The organism is Candidatus Methylomirabilota bacterium (assembly GCA_036005065.1).
GTDB lineage: Bacteria > Methylomirabilota > Methylomirabilia > Rokubacteriales > DASRDR01 > DASYQW01.
In genome coordinates this window covers 34,435-52,015 of the sequence record DASYQW010000065.1, presented here as the reverse complement: position 1 = coordinate 52,015, position 17,581 = coordinate 34,435, and the positions used below count along the sequence as shown (strand labels likewise).

15 protein-coding genes are annotated in these 17,581 nt (G+C 71.7%); 14 read left to right on the top strand and 1 reads right to left on the bottom strand.

The genetic code is table 11. The annotated features are described in order from the left end of the window. Positions 1 to 3 precede the first annotated feature (3 nt). On the top strand, positions 4 to 1,665 hold the full coding sequence (locus tag VGW35_05100) for an AMP-binding protein (protein HEV8307023.1): 1,662 nt from the start codon (positions 4 to 6) through the stop codon (positions 1,663 to 1,665). Then, positions 1,662 to 1,949 (top strand): hypothetical protein, encoded by a 288-nt coding sequence (locus VGW35_05095; GenBank protein HEV8307022.1) that lies wholly within the window; start codon positions 1,662 to 1,664, stop codon positions 1,947 to 1,949. The genes VGW35_05100 and VGW35_05095 overlap by 4 nt, the downstream gene beginning before the upstream one ends. 188 nt (positions 1,950 to 2,137) lie before the next feature. Here VGW35_05095 and VGW35_05090 read toward each other — a convergent pair whose 3' ends face one another. Continuing rightward, entirely contained in the window at positions 2,138 to 3,895 is a 1,758-nt protein-coding gene (locus tag VGW35_05090; protein ID HEV8307021.1) for an IlvD/Edd family dehydratase, read from the bottom strand. Between the two features lie 54 nt (positions 3,896 to 3,949). Here VGW35_05090 and VGW35_05085 point away from each other — a divergent pair, with 54 nt between their 5' ends. The 12 genes from VGW35_05085 to VGW35_05030 all read left to right on the top strand — a co-directional run bounded on the left by VGW35_05085 (position 3,950) and on the right by VGW35_05030 (position 17,579). After that, positions 3,950 to 6,373, top strand: a complete 2,424-nt coding sequence (locus VGW35_05085; GenBank protein ID HEV8307020.1) for a pyruvate dehydrogenase — start codon at positions 3,950 to 3,952, stop codon at positions 6,371 to 6,373. 216 nt (positions 6,374 to 6,589) lie between these two features. Further along, positions 6,590 to 7,081: a polymer-forming cytoskeletal protein gene (locus VGW35_05080; protein HEV8307019.1), complete on the top strand. Its 492-nt coding sequence runs from the start codon at positions 6,590 to 6,592 to the stop codon at positions 7,079 to 7,081. Continuing rightward, the gene (locus VGW35_05075) at positions 7,078 to 7,440 is read left to right on the top strand and encodes an FxLYD domain-containing protein (protein HEV8307018.1); all 363 of its coding nucleotides are present in this window, start codon (positions 7,078 to 7,080) and stop codon (positions 7,438 to 7,440) included. Before VGW35_05080 ends, VGW35_05075 begins: the two co-directional genes overlap by 4 nt. 345 nt (positions 7,441 to 7,785) lie before the next feature. Then, a complete protein-coding gene (locus VGW35_05070) occupies positions 7,786 to 9,396 on the top strand; it encodes an ABC transporter substrate-binding protein (protein ID HEV8307017.1) in 1,611 nt (536 codons plus the stop codon). Between the two features lie 69 nt (positions 9,397 to 9,465). Further along, positions 9,466 to 10,419, top strand: a complete 954-nt coding sequence (locus tag VGW35_05065) for an ABC transporter permease (protein HEV8307016.1) — start codon at positions 9,466 to 9,468, stop codon at positions 10,417 to 10,419. Further along, positions 10,409 to 11,317 (top strand): ABC transporter permease, encoded by a 909-nt coding sequence (locus VGW35_05060; protein ID HEV8307015.1) that lies wholly within the window; start codon positions 10,409 to 10,411, stop codon positions 11,315 to 11,317. The genes VGW35_05065 and VGW35_05060 overlap by 11 nt, the downstream gene beginning before the upstream one ends. A gap of 237 nt (positions 11,318 to 11,554) precedes the next feature. Then, positions 11,555 to 12,043, top strand: coding sequence for a ferritin-like domain-containing protein (locus VGW35_05055; GenBank protein ID HEV8307014.1), 489 nt, complete (start codon positions 11,555 to 11,557; stop codon positions 12,041 to 12,043). A 219-nt stretch (positions 12,044 to 12,262) separates the two neighbouring features. Next, on the top strand, positions 12,263 to 12,703 hold the full coding sequence (mraZ, locus tag VGW35_05050; GenBank protein ID HEV8307013.1) for a division/cell wall cluster transcriptional repressor MraZ: 441 nt from the start codon (positions 12,263 to 12,265) through the stop codon (positions 12,701 to 12,703). Then, positions 12,700 to 13,626 (top strand): 16S rRNA (cytosine(1402)-N(4))-methyltransferase RsmH, encoded by a 927-nt coding sequence (rsmH, locus tag VGW35_05045; GenBank protein HEV8307012.1) that lies wholly within the window; start codon positions 12,700 to 12,702, stop codon positions 13,624 to 13,626. The genes mraZ and rsmH overlap by 4 nt, the downstream gene beginning before the upstream one ends. A gap of 8 nt (positions 13,627 to 13,634) precedes the next feature. Next, positions 13,635 to 14,048: a hypothetical protein gene (locus VGW35_05040; GenBank protein ID HEV8307011.1), complete on the top strand. Its 414-nt coding sequence runs from the start codon at positions 13,635 to 13,637 to the stop codon at positions 14,046 to 14,048. A 16-nt stretch (positions 14,049 to 14,064) separates the two neighbouring features. Beyond that, positions 14,065 to 16,065, top strand: a complete 2,001-nt coding sequence (locus VGW35_05035; GenBank protein HEV8307010.1) for a penicillin-binding transpeptidase domain-containing protein — start codon at positions 14,065 to 14,067, stop codon at positions 16,063 to 16,065. Between the two features lie 11 nt (positions 16,066 to 16,076). Then, positions 16,077 to 17,579 (top strand): UDP-N-acetylmuramoyl-L-alanyl-D-glutamate--2,6-diaminopimelate ligase, encoded by a 1,503-nt coding sequence (locus VGW35_05030; GenBank protein ID HEV8307009.1) that lies wholly within the window; start codon positions 16,077 to 16,079, stop codon positions 17,577 to 17,579. The last annotated feature ends 2 nt before the right edge of the window (positions 17,580 to 17,581 follow it).

The following is a 17,581-nucleotide window of genomic DNA, read 5'->3' as shown; positions in this document are numbered from 1 at the left end:
CCGATGCTCGACGGGATCGTCGGCTGGCCGCCCGACGTCGCCCGGCGCTACCGGGAGCGCGGGTACTGGGCCGACGTTCCGCTCGGTGACGCGGTGGATCGGTCGATCGCGCGGCACGCCGAGCGGGAAGCGGTGGTGGACGGAGCCCGGCGGCTCACCTATCGTGAGCTCGGCCAGCTCGTGGATCGGCTCGCCCTGCACCTCGCGGAGCGGGGAATCGCCTCGGGCGCGCGCGTCGTCTTCCAGCTTCCCAACGTCTGGCCGTTCGTGGTCGCCTACCTCGCCTGCCTCAAGGTCGGCGCCATCCCCCTCACGTGCTTGCCGGCCCATCGCCACGCCGAGATCGAGTACCTGGCGCGCTTCACCGACGCCGCCGCCTGGCTCATCCCGTCCGAGTTCCGCAAGTTCGATTACGTGGCGATGGCGGCCGAGCTGCGCGAGCGCCTGCCCGCCCTCCGCGAGATCCTGGTCGTCGGCGACCGCGCGGGGCCCGGCATGACCGGGCTCGCCGACCTCCTCGGCGACCCGATCGAGGCGCGGAGGCCGCCGGGGACGCTGGCCAAGCTCCGTCCCGACGCCGACGCGCCGGCCGTCTTCCAGCTCTCGGGCGGGACGACGGGCCTGCCCAAGGTGATCCCGCGGACGCACAACGACTACCTCTACAACTCGCTCTGCTTCGCGGGCGTCGCGAACTTCGACCGGGACAGCGTCCTCCTCGTCACGGTGCCCGTCGCCCACAACTTCCCGCTGGCCTGTCCCGGGATCCAGGGCGCGGTCCTCGTCGGCGCCCGGATCGTCCTCGCCCCGGCCGCCGACCCCGAGACGGTCTTCCCGCTGATCGAGCGCGAGCGCGTGACCTGGATTCCCGCGGTTCCGGCCATGGCCATCACGTGGCTGAACGATCCCCGTCTCGGCCGCACGGACCTCTCCTCGGTCCGCACGCTGGCGGTCGGAGGCTCGCGGCTCAACCCGGAGCCCGCGCGGCGGATCCTGGCCGACATCGGGCCCGTCCTGATGCAGGTCTTCGGGATGGCCGAGGGTCTGCTCTGCTGCACGCGCCGGGGTGACCCGGCCGAGGTGATCGTCGAGACCCAGGGCCGGCCTGTTTCCCCCGACGACGAGATCCGGATCGTGGACGACGACGGCCGCCCGGTCCCGGACGGAGAGGCCGGGGAGCTTCTCTGCCGGGGTCCGTACACGCTGCGCGGCTACTATCGGGCCGCCGAGCACAACCAGGCGGCGTTCACGCCCGACGGGTTCTACCGAACGGGCGACCTGGTACGCCGCCACCCCAGCGGGAACCTGGTCGTCGAAGGGCGGAAGAAGGACCTCATCAACCGGGGCGGCGAGAAGGTCAGCGCCGAGGAGGTCGAGAACCTGATCCTCGCCCATCCCGCCGTCCTCAACGCGGCGGTGGTGGCCATGCCCGATGCCCTGCTGGGAGAGCGCGCCTGCGCCTACGTGGTCCTCCGGCCCGGCGCCCGGCTCACGCTGGCCGAGCTCACCGGGTTCCTCGAGACCCGGCGGATCGCCCGGTTCAAGCTCCCCGAGCGCCTGGAGGTGGTGGAGCGCTTCCCGGCCACCGCGGTCGGCAAGATCGCCAAGAAGGCGCTCCGTGACGAGATCGCCCGGAAGCTCCGGGGCGAGGGGCGGGCCGAGGCATGAGCGACCTCGTGGACGAGATCCGCGCGGCCTACGCGCGCTTCGGCATCGAGCTCGAGACCCCGGTGACCTACGGGACCTACTACCGCCTCCGCTGCGCGCGGTGCGGCGTCATGGTGGGCAATGTCGGCGACAAGCTCCTGCCCGGGATGATCGGCGCGCTTCTCGAGGAGAACTTCGACCTCTACGCGGCGGGCCTCCTCGGCTGTGCCTGCGGCCACCAGGCCGAGCGGGCCCGGGCCCTCGATCCCGCCCGGGCCGACGCCGCCCGCCAGCGCCTGGGGTGAGCGGGCCCCGGCCCGGGGCCCATCGCAGCTCGGCGTCCTCGGCCCTCGCTGGCGCTCAAACGAGCGGAGCGGCCGCAGAGGCAGGCGGCGTCAGCATCAGGTCCACCCTGGTCACACCCTCCCTCATGAGCCCTGTCAGGATAGTCCACCCCGGGCGCGGCACGCCAGCGGCCCCGTTCAGGATCGCCTCAGCTCCTCCCAGGACCTGATGGCGGCCGGCCGACGGGAGCCGGGCGCAGGAAGTCGAAGTCACACCCCTCGGACGCCTGGAGGACCCGCTCGACGAAGAGCCGCCGGTACCCGCGCGCCGGCGGCGGCGCGGGCGGCTGCCAGGCGGCCCGCCGCTGCGCCAGCTCGGCGTCCTCGACCAGGAGATCGAGGCGCCGGGCCCCGGCGTCCAGCAGGATCTCGTCGCCGTCCCGGACCAGGGCCAGCGGCCCGCCGACGGCGGCTTCCGGCGCCACGTGAAGGACCACGGTGCCCCCCGCGGTCCCGCTCATCCGCGCGTCGGAGACGCGGACCATGTCGCGCACCCCCGCCGCCAGCAGCTTGGCCGGGATCGGCAGCGAGCCCGCCTCGGGCATCCCCGGCGCTCCCACCGGTCCCGCGTTCTGGAGGACGAGGACGCTCTCCGGCGTGACGGGTAGCGCCGCCTCGTCCACCCGGGCCGTGAGGTCGGCGAGGTCGCGGAAGACGCAGGCCGGCCCCCGATGGCGCAGGAGGGCGGGCGTCGCCGCCGAGACCTTGAGCACGGCGCCGCCGGGGGCCAGGCTCCCGCGGAGAATCACGAGGCCGCCGTCGGCCTTGAGCGGGCGCTCGAGCGGGGCGATGACGTCCTGCCAGGCCCCGGGCGCCGGCGTGGCGTCGAGGACGGCGCCGAGCGACCGGCCGGTCACGGTGAGGGCGTCCTCGCGGAGCAGCGGCCGGAGGACGGCCATCACTCCGGGGATGCCCCCCGCCTCGGCGAGGTCCTCCATGTGGTAGCGCCCCGCGGGACGCACGTTGGCGACGACCGGCGTGGAGCGGCCGAGACGATCGAAGTCGTCGAGGCCGAGCGGTACCCCGGCGCGCCCGGCGATGGCCAGCAGGTGGACCACGGCGTTGGTGGAGCCCCCGAGCGCCATCAGGACGCGCACCGCGTTCTCGAAGGCCGCCCGGGTCAGGATCGCCGAGGGGCGCAGGTCTTCCCGGATCATCTCGACGATCCGGCGCCCGGCGGCCTCGGCCAGCCGCAGCCGCCGGGCCAGCGGCGCCGGAATCGCCGCCATGCCGGGGAGCGTCATCCCGAGCGCCTCGGTGAGCGCGGCCATCGTGCTCGCCGTCCCCATGACCATGCACGTTCCCGTGGAAGGGAAGAGCTCGCCCTGGACCGCTTCGAGGCGGGCGGCGTCGAGCGTCCCCGCCCGGTGCTCGCTCCAGAACCGGCGGCAGTCCGTGCAGGCGCCGAGGCGGGCGCCCTCGTAGCGCCCGGCCAGCATCGGCCCCGCCGTCACGACGAGCGCGGGGCGGTCTGCGCTGGCCGCGCCCATGAGCTGGGCGGGCAGCGTCTTGTCGCAGCCGCCGAGGAGGACGACGCCGTCCATGGGCTGGCCGAGGATCATCTCCTCGGTGTCCATGGCCATCAGGTTGCGGAAGAGCATGCTGGTCGGAGAGAGGTAGATCTCGCCGAGCGAGATCGTGGGGAACTCGAGCGGGAGCCCGCCGGCCTGCCACACGCCGCGCTTGACGGCCTCGGCGACCTCGCGGAGGTGGCGGTGGCAGGGATTGAACTCGCTCCAGGTCTGGGCGATGCCGACGATGGGCCGCTCGAGGTCATCCGGAGTGAGCCCGGCGCCGCGGGCATAGGCGCCCCGGATGAAGAGGCTGAAGGCGGGATCGCCGTAGTGCGTGAGACCGCGCCGGATGCCCTGCGGCGCCCGGTCGGCGGTCGGAGTCGGCTGGCTCATGAGAACCTCCTCCCTGGTGATGGCGCGTGGCTACGCGGTAAGATACCTCATCCCATGGAGCCGACGCCGGCCGGAAGCCATCTGACCGCCGAGGAGCGCCGGATCCTCGCGCGCATCCAGGACCGGCTGCTCTGGCTCGCCACCTATACGATTCACTACGCCAACACCCGGCGGGCGAACCCGTCGCCGGAGCGCGTCGGGGGGCACCAGTCCAGCTCGACCTCCGTCCTCACAGTGCTGACAGCCCTCTACTTCAAGCTGCTGCGGCCCGGTGACCGCATCGCCGTCAAGCCGACGGCGGCGCCGATCTTCTACGCGATCCAGGTGCTGCGCGGGCTGCTGCCGCCCGAGGCGCTCCTCCGGTATCGCGCGCTGGGCGGGCTGCAGGCCTATCCCAGCCGTGCGAAGAACCCCGACTGGTTCGACTTCTCTACGGGCTCGATGGGGTTGGGCGCGGTGGCGCCAGCCTTCGCGGCGCTCGTGGATCGGTACGTCGCCGACCACTTCGGCGGCCCGGGCGAGCCGGCCCCGGGATCGCCGGCGGCCTCGACGACGATCGGGCGCCCGCGCAACATCGCGCTGGTCGGCGACGCCGAACTCGACGAGGGGAGCGTGTGGGAGGCCTGGACCGAAGAGGCGATGGCCGACCTGGCGGGTCACATCGTCGTGGTGGACCTGAATCGCCAGAGCCTGGACCGCGTGGTCGGAGACCGCCGGAGCCGCCAGCTCGAGGCGCTCTTCGGCGCCCTGGGCTGGCACGTGATCCGGCTCCGCTTCGGCGGCCGCCTCCGGGCGCGCTTCGCCGCGCCGGGTGGGGCGTGGCTTCGCGCCCGCTTCGAGGCCATGGAGAACCTCGAGTACCACGCCCTCCTGCGGCTTCCTCCGGCGGCGGCCGGCCGGGCGCTCCTGGAAGGCGCGCCGGCCGACGTGCGGGCGGCGCTCGACAGGCTCGAGGATGGCGAGGCTCGGGCGCTCCTCACGGATCTCGGCGGCCATGACCTCGACGCCATCGTGGCCGCGTTCGCCGAGGCCGATCGGGTGGCCGACCGGCCGGTGGCCATCCTGGCCTGGACGCTCAAGGGCTGGCGGCTCCCGTTCGCCGGCGATCCGCTGAACCACGGCGCCCAGGTCACGGCCGACCAGCTTCAGGCCATGCAGCGCGAACTCGGCGTGGCGGACGGCGAGGAGCTCCGGCCGTTTCCGTCCGGCAGCGAGGAGGACCGCTACATCCGGCACGTGATGGCGGCCGGGATCGGGCTCCCGCGCCCGTACACCGACCCGCCGCCGATCCCGATTCCCGATCGCCTCGAGCTCCCGCTCCGGCCCGAGACGTCGACCCAGGAGGCCTTCGGCGATGTGCTGGCCGCGCTGGGACGTGATCCGGAGCTGAGCCGGGTCCTCGTCACCCTCTCGCCCGACGTGGCGACGACGACCCACCTGTCGGGCTGGGTGAACCGTCGCGGCGTCTATGCCGCTCGCAAGCGCGACGACGCATTCGAGCGCCACGGCCTCGCCTCGGTGGTGCGCTGGCGCGAGAGTCCCGGCGGCCAGCACATCGAGCTCGGCATCGGCGAGGCGTCCTTCTTCATCCTGCTCTCGGTGCTGGGCCTGGCCCCCGAGCTGACGGGTCGCCGGCTCCTGCCGATCGGGACCCTCTACGACTGCTTCCTGCCGCGCGGGCTCGACCCGCTCCTCCACGCCACGTACTCCCGGGCCCGCTTCATCCTCGTCGCGAGTCCCTCCGGGATCACGCTCGCCCCCGAGGGCGGCGCCCACCAGTCGGTCCTGACCCCGAGCCTGGGGCTGGAGGTGCCGAACCTCGTCGCCTTCGAGCCCGCCTTCGCCCGGGAGGTGGAATGGCTCCTGCTCGAGGCGCTGCGGCAGATCCAGGACCGCGAGCACGGGCAGGCCATCTACCTCCGACTCTCGACCAAGCTCGTGGACCAGGCCCTGCTCGACCCCGCGGTCGGGCGGCTGGGGGAGGCGGCCCTACGGGCCCAGGTCCTGCGCGGCGGGTACCGGCTGATCGATCACCGCGCGCGTCCCGGCTACGAGCCCGGCGCCAACGTCGTGAACCTGGTCGCTACCGGCGTGATGATCCCGGAGGCGGTCGCGGCCAGCCGCACGCTCGAAGCGGAGGGGATCTTCGCCAACGTCCTGGCCCTGACGAGCGCCCGCCGCTGCTACGACGGATGGCGGGCGGGGCTGGAGGCGCCGACTCGGAGGACCGGGCGGCCGGCCCGCGCCTGGATCCGGGCGCTGATGCCGCCCGACGAGGTGGAGGGCGAGGTGCCGGTGGTGAGCGTGCTCGACGGGCACTCGCACGCGCTCGCCTGGCTCGGCGTCGCGCTGGGCGTGCCCCAGGTCGCCCTCGGGGTCGACGGCTTCGGCCAGTCCGGCGCGCGCGACGACCTCTATCGCCACTACGGGATCGATGCCGGGGCGATCGCCGAGGCGGCCCGCCTCACCCTGGCCTGATGGCGGTGAGGCTCGTGAGTTTTCCGTACGCACTCTCCTTTGAGAGTGCGCCATGAGCCAAGAATGCTTGACACACCGAAGCCCTCTGGGCTATGAAGAGGCAATCCCGCCGCCAGCGACCTCGAACCGAGGCTGGGGACAGGTTGGGAGTGTCGGTATGGTCAAGGAGGCGTGAACATGGCATTATTTGGTCAGCAGCCCCGCAAGGATGACCCGGTGACCAAGCCCGAGCCCAAGGTCGAGACGCCGCCTGCCGCGCCGTTTCCGGCCCCGATGCGTTCGGCGGAGCCCCTACGGGGAGCGGAGGAAAAGCCGATGGCGATCAGCCAAGCGAAGCCGTCCGAGTCGGTCCTGGCCGCGGGCCTCACGATCGAAGGGAAGATCGAGGGCAACGGCAACATCCGCGTGGCCGGCCGCTTCAAGGGCAATGTCAACGTCAAGGGCGAGTTGACGATCGAGCCCGGCGCGTCGATCGACGGCGAGGTGAAGGCCGACACCGTGCTCGTCGGGGGCGAGGTGCGCGGGCACATCGTCTCCAAGGCCCGCGTGGAGTTCAAAGAGTCCGGCACGCTGATCGGCGACCTGAAGGCGGGCAGCCTCACGGTAGCGGCCGGGTCGAAGATGCGGGGCAAGGTCGAGTTCGGGTGGAAGGAGGGTGAGATCGAGGGCGCGACCGCACCCGAAAGCGCACCCCCCTCCGTTCGATGACCCTGCGCAGCGCCATGGCGGGCGACGCCTGGAACTGCCCGCACTGCGGAGAGCGCATCCTCCGCAGTGCGGCCACCTGCCCGGCGTGCCAGCGCCACCTCCGGTTCGATGCCGTCAGCGTCGCGCGGCCGTCGCCGTCTACCGTCTGTCCTCTGAGCGTGGACGGCACGATCCGCCACCCGGGAACCGAGGCCGCGTGGGAGTACTCCGTGCTCATCGAGATCCATGACGAGCGGGGCGAGCTGGTCGCCCGCCGCGTCGTCGGCGTCGGGGCCCTTCGTCCCGGCGAGACGCGGAAGTTCACCCTCCGCGTGGAGGTCCTCGTCCCCGAGAAGTCGACGCTGAGCGCCGCGTCCTAGGTCATTTCGGGGGGTCTCGGAAGACCCCGATGCCCCCCCGGCGTGGCGGCGGCGAAGCCGCCGCTCGGAGCACTCCTCGATGCACCACCGCGCTCGGTGGGTCGCTCGCCATCCTCCATCCGGAGAGAACCCCTGCTGGCGGAGCCACAGGCTGGGCAGGATCCGTCCCGCGCCCGCGCCGCCCGCCGGCGGGCGGCGTCGACTTGTGGGGGCGGGCGCCTTCGGCGTATATTCGGCATAACCACTCGGGATCCATTCGGCGCCCGCCGAGGTGTCCTTCCGTACCGGGTCCGTGTCCCGACCGGCCTTCCGCCGTCGCGGCGGGAGCGAGCAGGAGGATGGAGCATGAGGCGGTTCCGCATTCTGACCGTCATGGGCGGGCTCATGCTCGCCGCGCTGGTGGTGGCGTCGACGCCCGTCGCTGGCCAGGCGCCCAGGCCCGGCGGCACGCTCAACGTGATGCTACGCGAGGATCTCCCGCAAGGCTTCGCCATCCACGAGACCGCCACGATCTCGACCGTGTTTCCCGCCAGCCCGTGCTTCAACAACCTGGTGTACTTCGATCCCCTCAAGCCCGTGGAGAGTCCCGATACCATCATCGGCGAGCTGGCCGAGAAGTGGTCCTGGCAGGACAACTACCGCAACCTGATCTTCTTCCTCCGCAAGGACGTCAAGTGGCACGACGGGAAGCCCTTCACCTCGAAGGACGTCAAGTTCACCTTTGACATGCTGCGCGAGGCGTCCGACGCCCCGGCCAAGCTCCGCATCAACCCGCGGAAGGACTGGTACGCCAACGTGGAAGCCATCGAGGCGGCCGACGCCCACACGGTGGTCTTCCGGCTGAAGCGTCCCCAGCCGTCGCTCCTGACCATGCTCGCCTCGGGCTACACGCCGATCTACGCCGCGCACGTCCCACCGGCCAGCTACCGAACGGGCTGTATCGGCACCGGGCCCTTCAAGCTCAAGGAGTGGCGGAAGGGCGAATTCGTCGAGTTCGTCAAGAACCCCGACTATTTCGTGAAGGGCCGGCCGTACCTCGACGGCCTCCGCTACGTGGTCATCCAGGAGCGGGGGACGCGGACCGCCGCGCTCCAGGCCGGACAGCTCGACGTCGCCTTCCCCGGCGAAACCACCAAGACGACCGCCGAGCAGCTCAAGAAGGCGGTTCCTCAGCTGGTGGCGGCGCCGGTGGGCACGGCCGTCAGCGACAACATCATCATGAACGTCAAGAAGCCGCCCTTCGACAACGTGAAGGTGCGGCTGGCGGTGAGCTACGCCATTGATCGCCGGGGCCTGATCCAGGCCGTGCACCAGGGCGGGGCCTTCCTGGCGGGCTCGCTGCCGTCCAGGCCTTTCGGCATCTGGGGCCTCCTCGAGAAGGACCTGACCGCGCTGCCGGGCTATGGAAAGCTCGAAGACATGAAAGCGCGGGCGAAGAAGGTCTTGGCCGAGGCGGGCATCACGCCCCAGAATCCCCTCCGCGTCGAGATGGTGACCCGCGCCATCGCGATCTACGTGGACATGGCCTCCTTCGTGATCAACGAGCTGAAGCAGGTCGGCATCGAAGCCACCCTCAAGCAGATCGAGACCGCGCAGTGGCACGCGATGGCCACCCGGGGGGACTACCAGATCGGCGCCAACCTCACCGGTCTGGGGGTGGACGACCCCGACGCCAACTTCTACGAGAATTACGGCTGCGCCTCTCCGCGCAACTATAGCCAGTACTGCAGCGAGCAGGTGACGACGATGATCGACCAGCAGTCGCAGGAGCTGGACCCGAAGAAGCGCCTGGCCCTGGTCCACGCGATCCAGAAGAGGCTGGAAGAGGACGCGGCGCGGCCGATTCTGGACTATCGGCTCGATTACTTCACGGTCTGGCCGCACGTCAAGAACATGATCCCGCACCACAACATCTACAACTTCGGCCGCATGCAAGAGGTCTGGCGGGACAAGTAGCAGCGTCGCTGGAATCCGACGGAATGGGGGAGGCGACGGGCCTCCTCCATCCACGTTCAGGAGCCTCGGGTGAAGACCTACGTCGCCCAGCGGCTGGGCATCGCCGTGCTGACCTTGCTGGGCATGTCGGTCGTGATCTTCGTGCTGCTCCGCCTCGCCCCGGGCGACATCGTCGACATCCTGTTCTCGACCGCCGGCTTCGTGGACCCGGGCGCCCGTACAGAGATCATGCGGGAGCTCGGCCTGGACCGGCCACTGTGGGTCCAGTACCTCGAGTGGCTCCGCCAGATCCTGTCGGGGGACCTCGGCAAGTCCTACCGCTACGATTTGCCGGCGTGGGAAGTCATCCGACCGCTGATCCCCGTCACCGTGGAGCTGGCCGTGCTCTCGACCCTGATCGCCGTGCTCCTCGGCGTGCCGACCGGCGTGGTGAGCGCGGTCCGCCAGGACACGACGCTCGACTACGTGCTGCGCGTGGTGAGCCTGGCCGGGCTCTCGATGCCGTCTTTCTGGCTCGGGATGGTGATCATCCTGGGGCTGGTGGCCTGGCTCGGGTGGATCCCGCCCATGACCTACGTGCGGCCCACCGAGAACTTCCGGCTGCACGCCGTGCAGTTCCTGCTCCCCGCCCTGGCGGTGGGCTATCGCTCATCGGCATTGATCATGCGCATCACGCGCTCGTCGCTCCTGGAGGTGCTGCGCGAGGACTATGTGCGAACGGCATGGGCCAAGGGGCAGCGCGGCCGAGTGGTGATCTGGCGGCACGCCCTCAAGAACGCGATCCTCCCGGTGGTGACAGTGATCGGCATCGAGTTCGCCTTCCTCATCGGCGGGCTGGTAGTGACCGAGACGGTGTTCAATTTGCCGGGCGTGGCCCGCTTCCTGGTCCAGGCCATCCTCTGGCGCGACTATCCCATCGTCCAGAACCTGGTGATGTTCATCGCGATCATTGTCATCCTCTCCAACCTCTTGGTGGACCTCCTCTACGGCGTGCTCGACCCACGGGTGCGGTATGGCCGTTAGGTCCGCCGGCCTGGGGGTGGACGCCGTCATCCTGGTGCCGGCGCCGACGCGCCCGGGCGTGGGAGCGGTGGTGGCCCGGTTCGCGAGGAAGAAGCCGCTGGGCGCCGCCGGTGGCCTCGTGATGATGATCATCGTCTTCACCGCGGTGTTCGCCGATCTGGTCGCGACCCGAGATCCCATCGCGACCGACGCCGCCCACACCCTGGCCCGGCCGAGTACCCAGCACTGGCTGGGCTCGGATCACCTCGGGCGCGACATCTACTCGAGGATCGTCCACGGCGCGCGGGTGTCGCTCATCGTGGGGGTGGCCTCCACGCTGCTGGGCTCGGTGCTGGGCGGCATCATCGGACTCCTGTCCGGCTACATCGGCGGCAAGACGGACCTCATCGGGCAACGCATCCTCGACATTCTGCAGGGCTTGCCCCTGCTCGTTCTCGCGCTGGTGATGTCGGCTTCGCTCGGCCCTTCGATCCAGAACGTGGTCATCGCGATCTCGATCCCCATCGTCCCGAGGGCGGCCCGGGTCATCCGCTCCAGTGTCCTCTCCATCCGGGAGATGCAATACGTGGAGGCCGCGCGGGCGGTGGGGATAGGCCATCTTCGGATCGCGTTCCGTCACATCCTTCCCAACACGATCGGGCCCTTCATCGTCCTCTGCACGGCCCAGCTCGGCAGCGCCATCCTGGTGGAAGCGGCGCTGTCGTTTCTCGGGCTCGGCGTGCCGGAGCCGTACCCGTCGTGGGGGCGGATGCTGTCGGTGTCCGCCGCCGAGTACGCCCAGAAGGCGCCCCACCTCGTGCTGTTTCCGGGCATCGCCATCAGCCTGGCCGTGTTCGGCTCCAATCTCTTGGGCGATGCCCTGCGGGACACACTCGACCCGCGCCTCCGCGGCGCCTGAGCGGCCCGGCCCGATGCCCATCGCCCCGGGTCGTCCTCGGTCGTCGGCGGGCCTCAACGTATGCGGCATACGTCTCGGCCCGCCTCCTGGGATTGGTGCGCCTCGGACGGCGGGGCCCCAGCCCCGCGACGTCCTGCGGCGCGCCCCTCGAACCTGCGTCCTACCGGGACTCGGGCCTCGGGCCGGTACCATCGCACGGCGTTTGTCCCTCGTCTTGCCGTGGGGCGGCGCTCCGTGATGCGGGAATCGCCGGTCCCCACGCCGCTCATGAGTGAAACCGCGCTCGACGCCCTGTCGCTTCCGCGCCGCGTGGCCGCCGCCGAGCTCCTGGCCGAGATCGTCCGCACCGAGCACGCGCTCGCGGAGCTCTACGACCGCTTCGCCGCCGGCACCGCGCTTCCTCATCTCCGTGGCGCGCTGGCGGAGCTCGCCGCGGCCAAGCGAGCCCACGTCCGCATGCTCGAGCCGCTCCTCGGCGCGCTTCACGGCGACGCGCGTGTCGCCGCCACCGCCGGACCCGCTCCGGCGACTCTCGATGCCGCAGTCGAGCGCCGTTCCGAGGCCTTCGCCCAGGCATTCCAGGGCGAGCGCGCCCTCGAGGTCGCCTACCGCGAGCTGGCCGGACTGCTCGGGGACCTGAGCCCCTGGCCGGACCTGCCCCGGCTGGCGGCCGAATCCGCCCGCCACCGCCGCCTCCTCCGGGACCTCTATGTGAGGTATTCCTAGGGGCCAACCTCTACCACCGGTTGTTTCCTGCCGAAGCCCCGTTTTTTTCTTTTTGGAACGGCATTTTTCCACTTGACAGGCCTCGGCGCCGCTTTGTAGCATGGGCTCCACAAAGTGGGATGAAGTGGGATTTTCTGGGGGGCAATGGCCAGGGCAGAGCTGTCCACCCTGGCCCGGTGGCCTTCGGGATGACGGGAGAGCCGGGGAGGATGGGAGCGGGTGTTCCGGGGGCGGTACCACCACACGATCGACCCCAAGGGGCGCCTCAGCATCCCGGCCAAGTTCCGCGAGGAGCTGGCCGAGCGCGGCACCGACACGCTCGTGCTGACCGAGGGCGATCACTGCATCGTGGCCTACCCGATGGACGAGTGGGAGCGGTTCGAGGAAAAGCTCCGGCAGCAGCCGCAGTTCTCGCCCGAGATGCGGACCTTCGTCCGGATCACGGTCGCCAGCGCCAAGGACTGTCCCGTGGACAAGGCCGGCCGCACGCTCGTGCCGCCCGAGCTCCGCGAGTTCGCCGGCCTTCAGAAGGACGTCGTGATCGCGGGCGCGCTCACCCGGTTCGAGATCTGGGGTCGCGAGCGCTGGGACGACCACTACCATCGCATGCGCGGGAGCTTCGACGAGAGCGCCCGCAAGGCCAGCGAGTTCGGGCTGTGAACGCCGCGACGCCGATCGAGCCGTCCCCGCCCCCGTCCGAGCTTCATCGGCCCGTGCTCCGCGAGGAGGTGGTGCGCTGGCTCGCCCCGGTGCCGGCCGGCGGCTGGATCGTCGACGGGACGGTGGGCCTCGGCGGCCACGCGGCCACGCTCCTGGAATCGACCGACACATCGCGGCTCCTCGGGCTCGACCGTGATGCGGCCTCGCTCGAGCTCGCGACCCGGCGGCTTCTGCCCTTCGGCGCGCGCGTCGTCCTCCGGCACGCCGACTTCCGCCACCTCGCCGCCGAGGCGGCGGCGTGCGGCATCGAAGCGGCGCACGCGATCCTGCTCGACCTCGGCCTCTCGTCGTTTCAGCTCCAGGGCGGCGGCCGCGGCTTCTCGTTCCAGGCCGACGAGCGGCTCGACATGCGCCTCGACACGCGCCAGCGGCTGACGGCGGCCGATCTCCTCCGCGAGACGCCCGAGCCCGAGCTGGCACGGCTGATCGCCACCTACGGGGAGGAGCCCGCGGCCCGCCGCATCGCCAGCCGTCTGGCGGCGGCCCGGGCCCGCGCTCCGATCACGACGACTCGGGCGCTTGCCGATCTCGTCATCGCCGCCATTCCGCCCCATCGCCGCCCGCGCCGTCTCCACCCGGCGACCCGGACGTTCCAGGCCCTCCGCATCGCCGTCAACGACGAGCTGGGAAGCCTCGAGGCCGCGCTGCCGCAGGCCGCGCGCCTCCTCGCGCCCCGCGGCCGCTTCGGAGTCATCGCGTTTCACTCGTTGGAAGATCGCCTCGTCAAGCGCGCGTTCCGGCAGTTCGCGGCCGAGCCGGGGTTCCGGCTGGCCACGCCCAAGCCGGTCCGGCCGGGCGCGGACGAGATCCGCCAGAACCCCCGTGCCCGGAGCGCCAAGTTCCGAGTGCTCGAGCGAGGTTGAGGAAAACGATGACGCGGTTCATGCACAATCAGGCCGGATCGCTGGTTCGCGAACGGGATCGTCGCCGCCTGCGGGCGATGGCCGGGGTACTCTGCCTCGGCTGTTGCCTGGTCGGAGGCGTGCTCGGGTATGTCTGGCTCCACGTCCAGCGCGTGCGGGTGTCCTACGAGCTGGAAGACCTGCGGAGCCTCCTCCAGGAAGTCGGAGAGCAGAACAAGCGACTCCGCCTGGAGCTCCTCTCGCTACGCTCCTACGCGCGCGTGGACTCGGCCGCGCGCCCGCTCGGGCTCACCGAGCCGGCGCGCGACCAGGTGCGGCTCGCGCGGGAGTTCGTGCCCTCCGAGATCGCCGAGCCGGGCAGCGCGGCACTCCGAACCGCCGCCGAGGACCATGCCATGACCGCACCACGCGGCCGACCGTAGATCCGGCCGGGGCAGCATGACGAGGTCGACGTCCCGGTTCCGGACCCGCGCGCTCGTCCTGGCCGGCGTCCTCTTCGCCATCCACCTGGTCGTAGTCCTCCGCCTCGGCCACCTCCAGCTCCTCCGCCACGACGACCTGTCCCGCCTCGCCGAGCGCCAGTACGCGAAGACGATCCCCCTCAAGCCTCGGCGGGGCCCCATCTATGACCGCCACGGCCGCGTCCTGGCCGTTTCGACCGAGGTGGAGTCCGTCTACGCCTTGCCGCGCCGGATTCCCGACCGGGCGGGGACGGCGGCCCGGCTCGCGCCGCTCTTGGGCGAGCGGGCCGAGGAGCTCCTCGAGCGCCTGCAGGCCGACCGGCCGTTCGTCTGGCTCAAGCGGAAGCTCCCCCCGGCGGCGCTCCAGCCGATCCGTGCCCTGGGGCTGCCGGGAATCGGGAGCTTTCCCGAGTCCTTGCGCTTCTACCCGAACCGCGAGCTGGCCGCTCACGTCCTCGGCTTCGAAGGGTTCGACGATCGCGGGCTGGAGGGCGTGGAGCTGGCGCACGACCGCACCCTGGCCGGTGAGGCCGGGCTGGCCCTGGTCGAGCGCGACGCCCTGGGGCGCGACGTGACCGCCCAGCCCACGATCCTCAAGCCGCCGACGCCCGGGCTCGGCCTGGTGCTGACGCTCGACGCCACCATCCAGTACGTCGCCGAGCGCGAGCTCGACGCGGCCTGGCGCCGGACGGGCGCGCGGGCCGGCATGATCGTGGCCATGGACCCCCGGACCGGCGAGATCCTGGCCATGGCCCAGCGGCCGACCTTCAACCCCAATGCCTATCAGAGCGCCAGGTCCGAGCTGTGGCGGAACCGCGCGATCACGGACCCCTTCGAGCCGGGCTCGACGTTCAAGGCGATTCTGGCCGCCGCCGCGCTCGAGGAGGGGGTCGTCCGCCCCGACGACCGCTTCTACGGCGAGCAGGGCGTCATCACGGTGGCGAACCGGGCGATTCACGACTGGAAGCGCTACGGATGGCTGTCGTTCCGCGAGATCCTCCAGTTCTCGTCGAACGTCGGCGCGATCAAGGTCGGCCTGTCGCTCGGCCGCGACCGCTATTACAAGTACATGACGGCGTTCGGGTTCGGGAGCCTCACCGGCCTCGGGCTCCCGGGTGAGAGCCGGGGCCAGCTCCGCCCGCCTCAGCGATGGTCGGGCCTGTCCCTGGCCACGATGTCGATCGGCCAGGAGGTGTCGGTCACGGCGGTCCAGATGCTGGGCGCCATGGCCGCCATCGCCAACGACGGCCGGCTCATGCAACCCCACGTGGTCCGGGCCGTCCTGGAAGGCAACGGCCGGGAGGTGCGCCGGACGGAGCCGCAGACGGTCCGCCAGGTCATCTCACCTGGGACGGCGGCGACGCTGCGGGAGATCCTGACGGCCGTGGTGGCCACGGGAACCGGCCACAAGGCCACGGTCGAGGGGTTCGCCGTGGCCGGGAAGACCGGCACCGCCCAGAAGCTGGACCCGGCGACGCACGTCTATTCCCGTAAGCCCGGCGTGCTGTCCTTCGTGGGGTTCGTCCCCGCACACGCTCCACGGCTGGCGATGTTCGTCATGCTCGACGAGCCGAAGACGGTGGTCTGGGGGTCCGAGGCGGCGGCGCCGATCTTCGCCGTGGTCGCCGGACAGGCCTTGCGGCATCTGGAGATCCCGCCCGCGGACGTGCCCTCGGTCCAGATCGTCCGCGCCTCCGTGTCTGCCGAGCCGCCGCCGGTCGCCCCAGCGGCCCTCGCCCCCCTGGTGGAGGCCGACGCCGAGGCGCCGGTGATGCCGGATCTGGTGGGGCGGACACTCCGGCAGGCGCTCGTGCTCCTGGCGACCTACGACGTCGAGGTGGCCGTGGCGGGGAGCGGCGTCGTCGTCCGCCAGGCGCCGCCGGTGGGGACTCCCCTGGCGTCCGGGGCGGTCTGCCGGCTCGAGCTGGCCCCGCCGCTGGCCAGCCTGGCAGACGGGCGAGCGGTGGGGACGCGATGACCGGAGAAGGCGTGCCGCTGGAGCGGCTCCTCGGCGCCCTGCCGGACAAGGCCCTGCACGGCCCCATGCCGGCCGAAGTCCGCGGCCTCACCGACGACTCCCGGCGCGTGAGCGCAGGCGGCTGCTTCGTGGCGGTACGCGGGCTCCGGGCCGATGGGCATCGCTTCATCCCGCAGGCCGTCGAGCGCGGCGCGACCGCCGTGGTCGCCGAGCCGCCCGATCCGTTGCCGGGCCGCGCGGTCGGACGCATCCTGGTGCCCGACACCCGCCGGGCGCTCCCGCGCCTGGCCGACGCCTACTTCGGCCACCCGTCGCGGGCGCTCACGGTCGTCGGGGTCACCGGCACCAACGGGAAGACGACGACCTCCTACCTGGTCGAGGCGCTCCTGCGAGCCCGGGGGCTCGCGACCGGCGTCATCGGGACCATCTGGTACGTCATCCGCGGGGCGGCGCGGGAAGCGACCCAGACGACGCCCGACACGCTCGAGCTCCAGGGGCTCCTGGCCGAGATGGTCGTCGCCGGGGTCGGCGGTGTGGCGATGGAAGTCTCTTCCCACGCCCTCGAGCAGCGGCGCGCGGATGGGGTGGCCTTCGACGTGGCGATCTTCACGAACCTCACGCAGGACCATCTCGATTTCCACGGGACGATGGAGCGCTATGCCGAGGCGAAGGGCCGGCTCTTCTTCGAGCTCCTCCGCGAGAGCGGCAAGCCGGGGGCCGCCGCCGTGCTCAACGCGGACGACCCGGTCGGCGCGCGCTGGGCGCGGGCACTCGAGCCCGTGTTCCCGGGCCGCGTCCTGACGTTCGGCTTGGGCGGGCCGGGGGCCGAGCACGCCGTGCGCGCGCGGGCCTACGAGTCCGGCCCCGGCGGCATCACGCTGGAGGCGGAGACGCCGCTCGGACCGGTCGGCCTCGCCTCCGCGCTCATCGGCGAGCACAACGTGATGAACCTGCTCGGGGCGGTGGCCGCCGGTGTCGCCCTGGGGCTGTCGCGCGACGCCATCGCGACGGCCCTGGCCGGGGTCCGCTCGGTTCCGGGCCGCTTCGAGCGCATCGACGCCGGCCAGGACTTCCTCGTCGTCGTCGACTACGCCCACACGCCCGACGCGCTCCGCCGCGTGCTCGAGGCGGCCCGCCCGCTCACCCCGGGCCGGCTGGGGGTCGTCTTCGGCGCCGGCGGGGACCGGGACCGCGGCAAGCGTCCGATCATGGGCCGGATCGCCGCCGAGCTGGCGGATCGCGTCTGGCTGACCTCGGACAACCCGCGCTCCGAGGACCCGCGCGCCATCCTTGAGGAGATTTCCGTAGGTGTGGTGCCGCCTCCCCCCGGCGGCTATACTAGTCATCCCGACAGACGCGAGGCGATCCGCGACGCGCTGGCATGGGGGCGTGCCGGGGATACGCTCGTGATCGCCGGGAAGGGCCACGAGACGTACCAGATCGTCGGCAGCCAGACCCTCCCCTTCGACGACCGCCAGGTGGTCCGCGAGATCCTCGCCGGGTTGAGACGGTGACA

Coding starts and splice junctions, on each gene's coding strand:
- VGW35_05100 (HEV8307023.1), top strand. CDS start 4: ATGCTCGACGGGATCGTCGGCTGGCCGCCCGACGTCGCCCGGCGCTAC.
- VGW35_05095 (HEV8307022.1), top strand. CDS start 1,662: ATGAGCGACCTCGTGGACGAGATCCGCGCGGCCTACGCGCGCTTCGGC.
- VGW35_05090 (HEV8307021.1), bottom strand. CDS start 3,895: ATGAGCCAGCCGACTCCGACCGCCGACCGGGCGCCGCAGGGCATCCGG.
- VGW35_05085 (HEV8307020.1), top strand. CDS start 3,950: ATGGAGCCGACGCCGGCCGGAAGCCATCTGACCGCCGAGGAGCGCCGG.
- VGW35_05075 (HEV8307018.1), top strand. CDS start 7,078: ATGACCCTGCGCAGCGCCATGGCGGGCGACGCCTGGAACTGCCCGCAC.
- VGW35_05070 (HEV8307017.1), top strand. CDS start 7,786: ATGAGGCGGTTCCGCATTCTGACCGTCATGGGCGGGCTCATGCTCGCC.
- VGW35_05060 (HEV8307015.1), top strand. CDS start 10,409: ATGGCCGTTAGGTCCGCCGGCCTGGGGGTGGACGCCGTCATCCTGGTG.
- VGW35_05055 (HEV8307014.1), top strand. CDS start 11,555: ATGCGGGAATCGCCGGTCCCCACGCCGCTCATGAGTGAAACCGCGCTC.
- VGW35_05040 (HEV8307011.1), top strand. CDS start 13,635: ATGACGCGGTTCATGCACAATCAGGCCGGATCGCTGGTTCGCGAACGG.
- VGW35_05035 (HEV8307010.1), top strand. CDS start 14,065: ATGACGAGGTCGACGTCCCGGTTCCGGACCCGCGCGCTCGTCCTGGCC.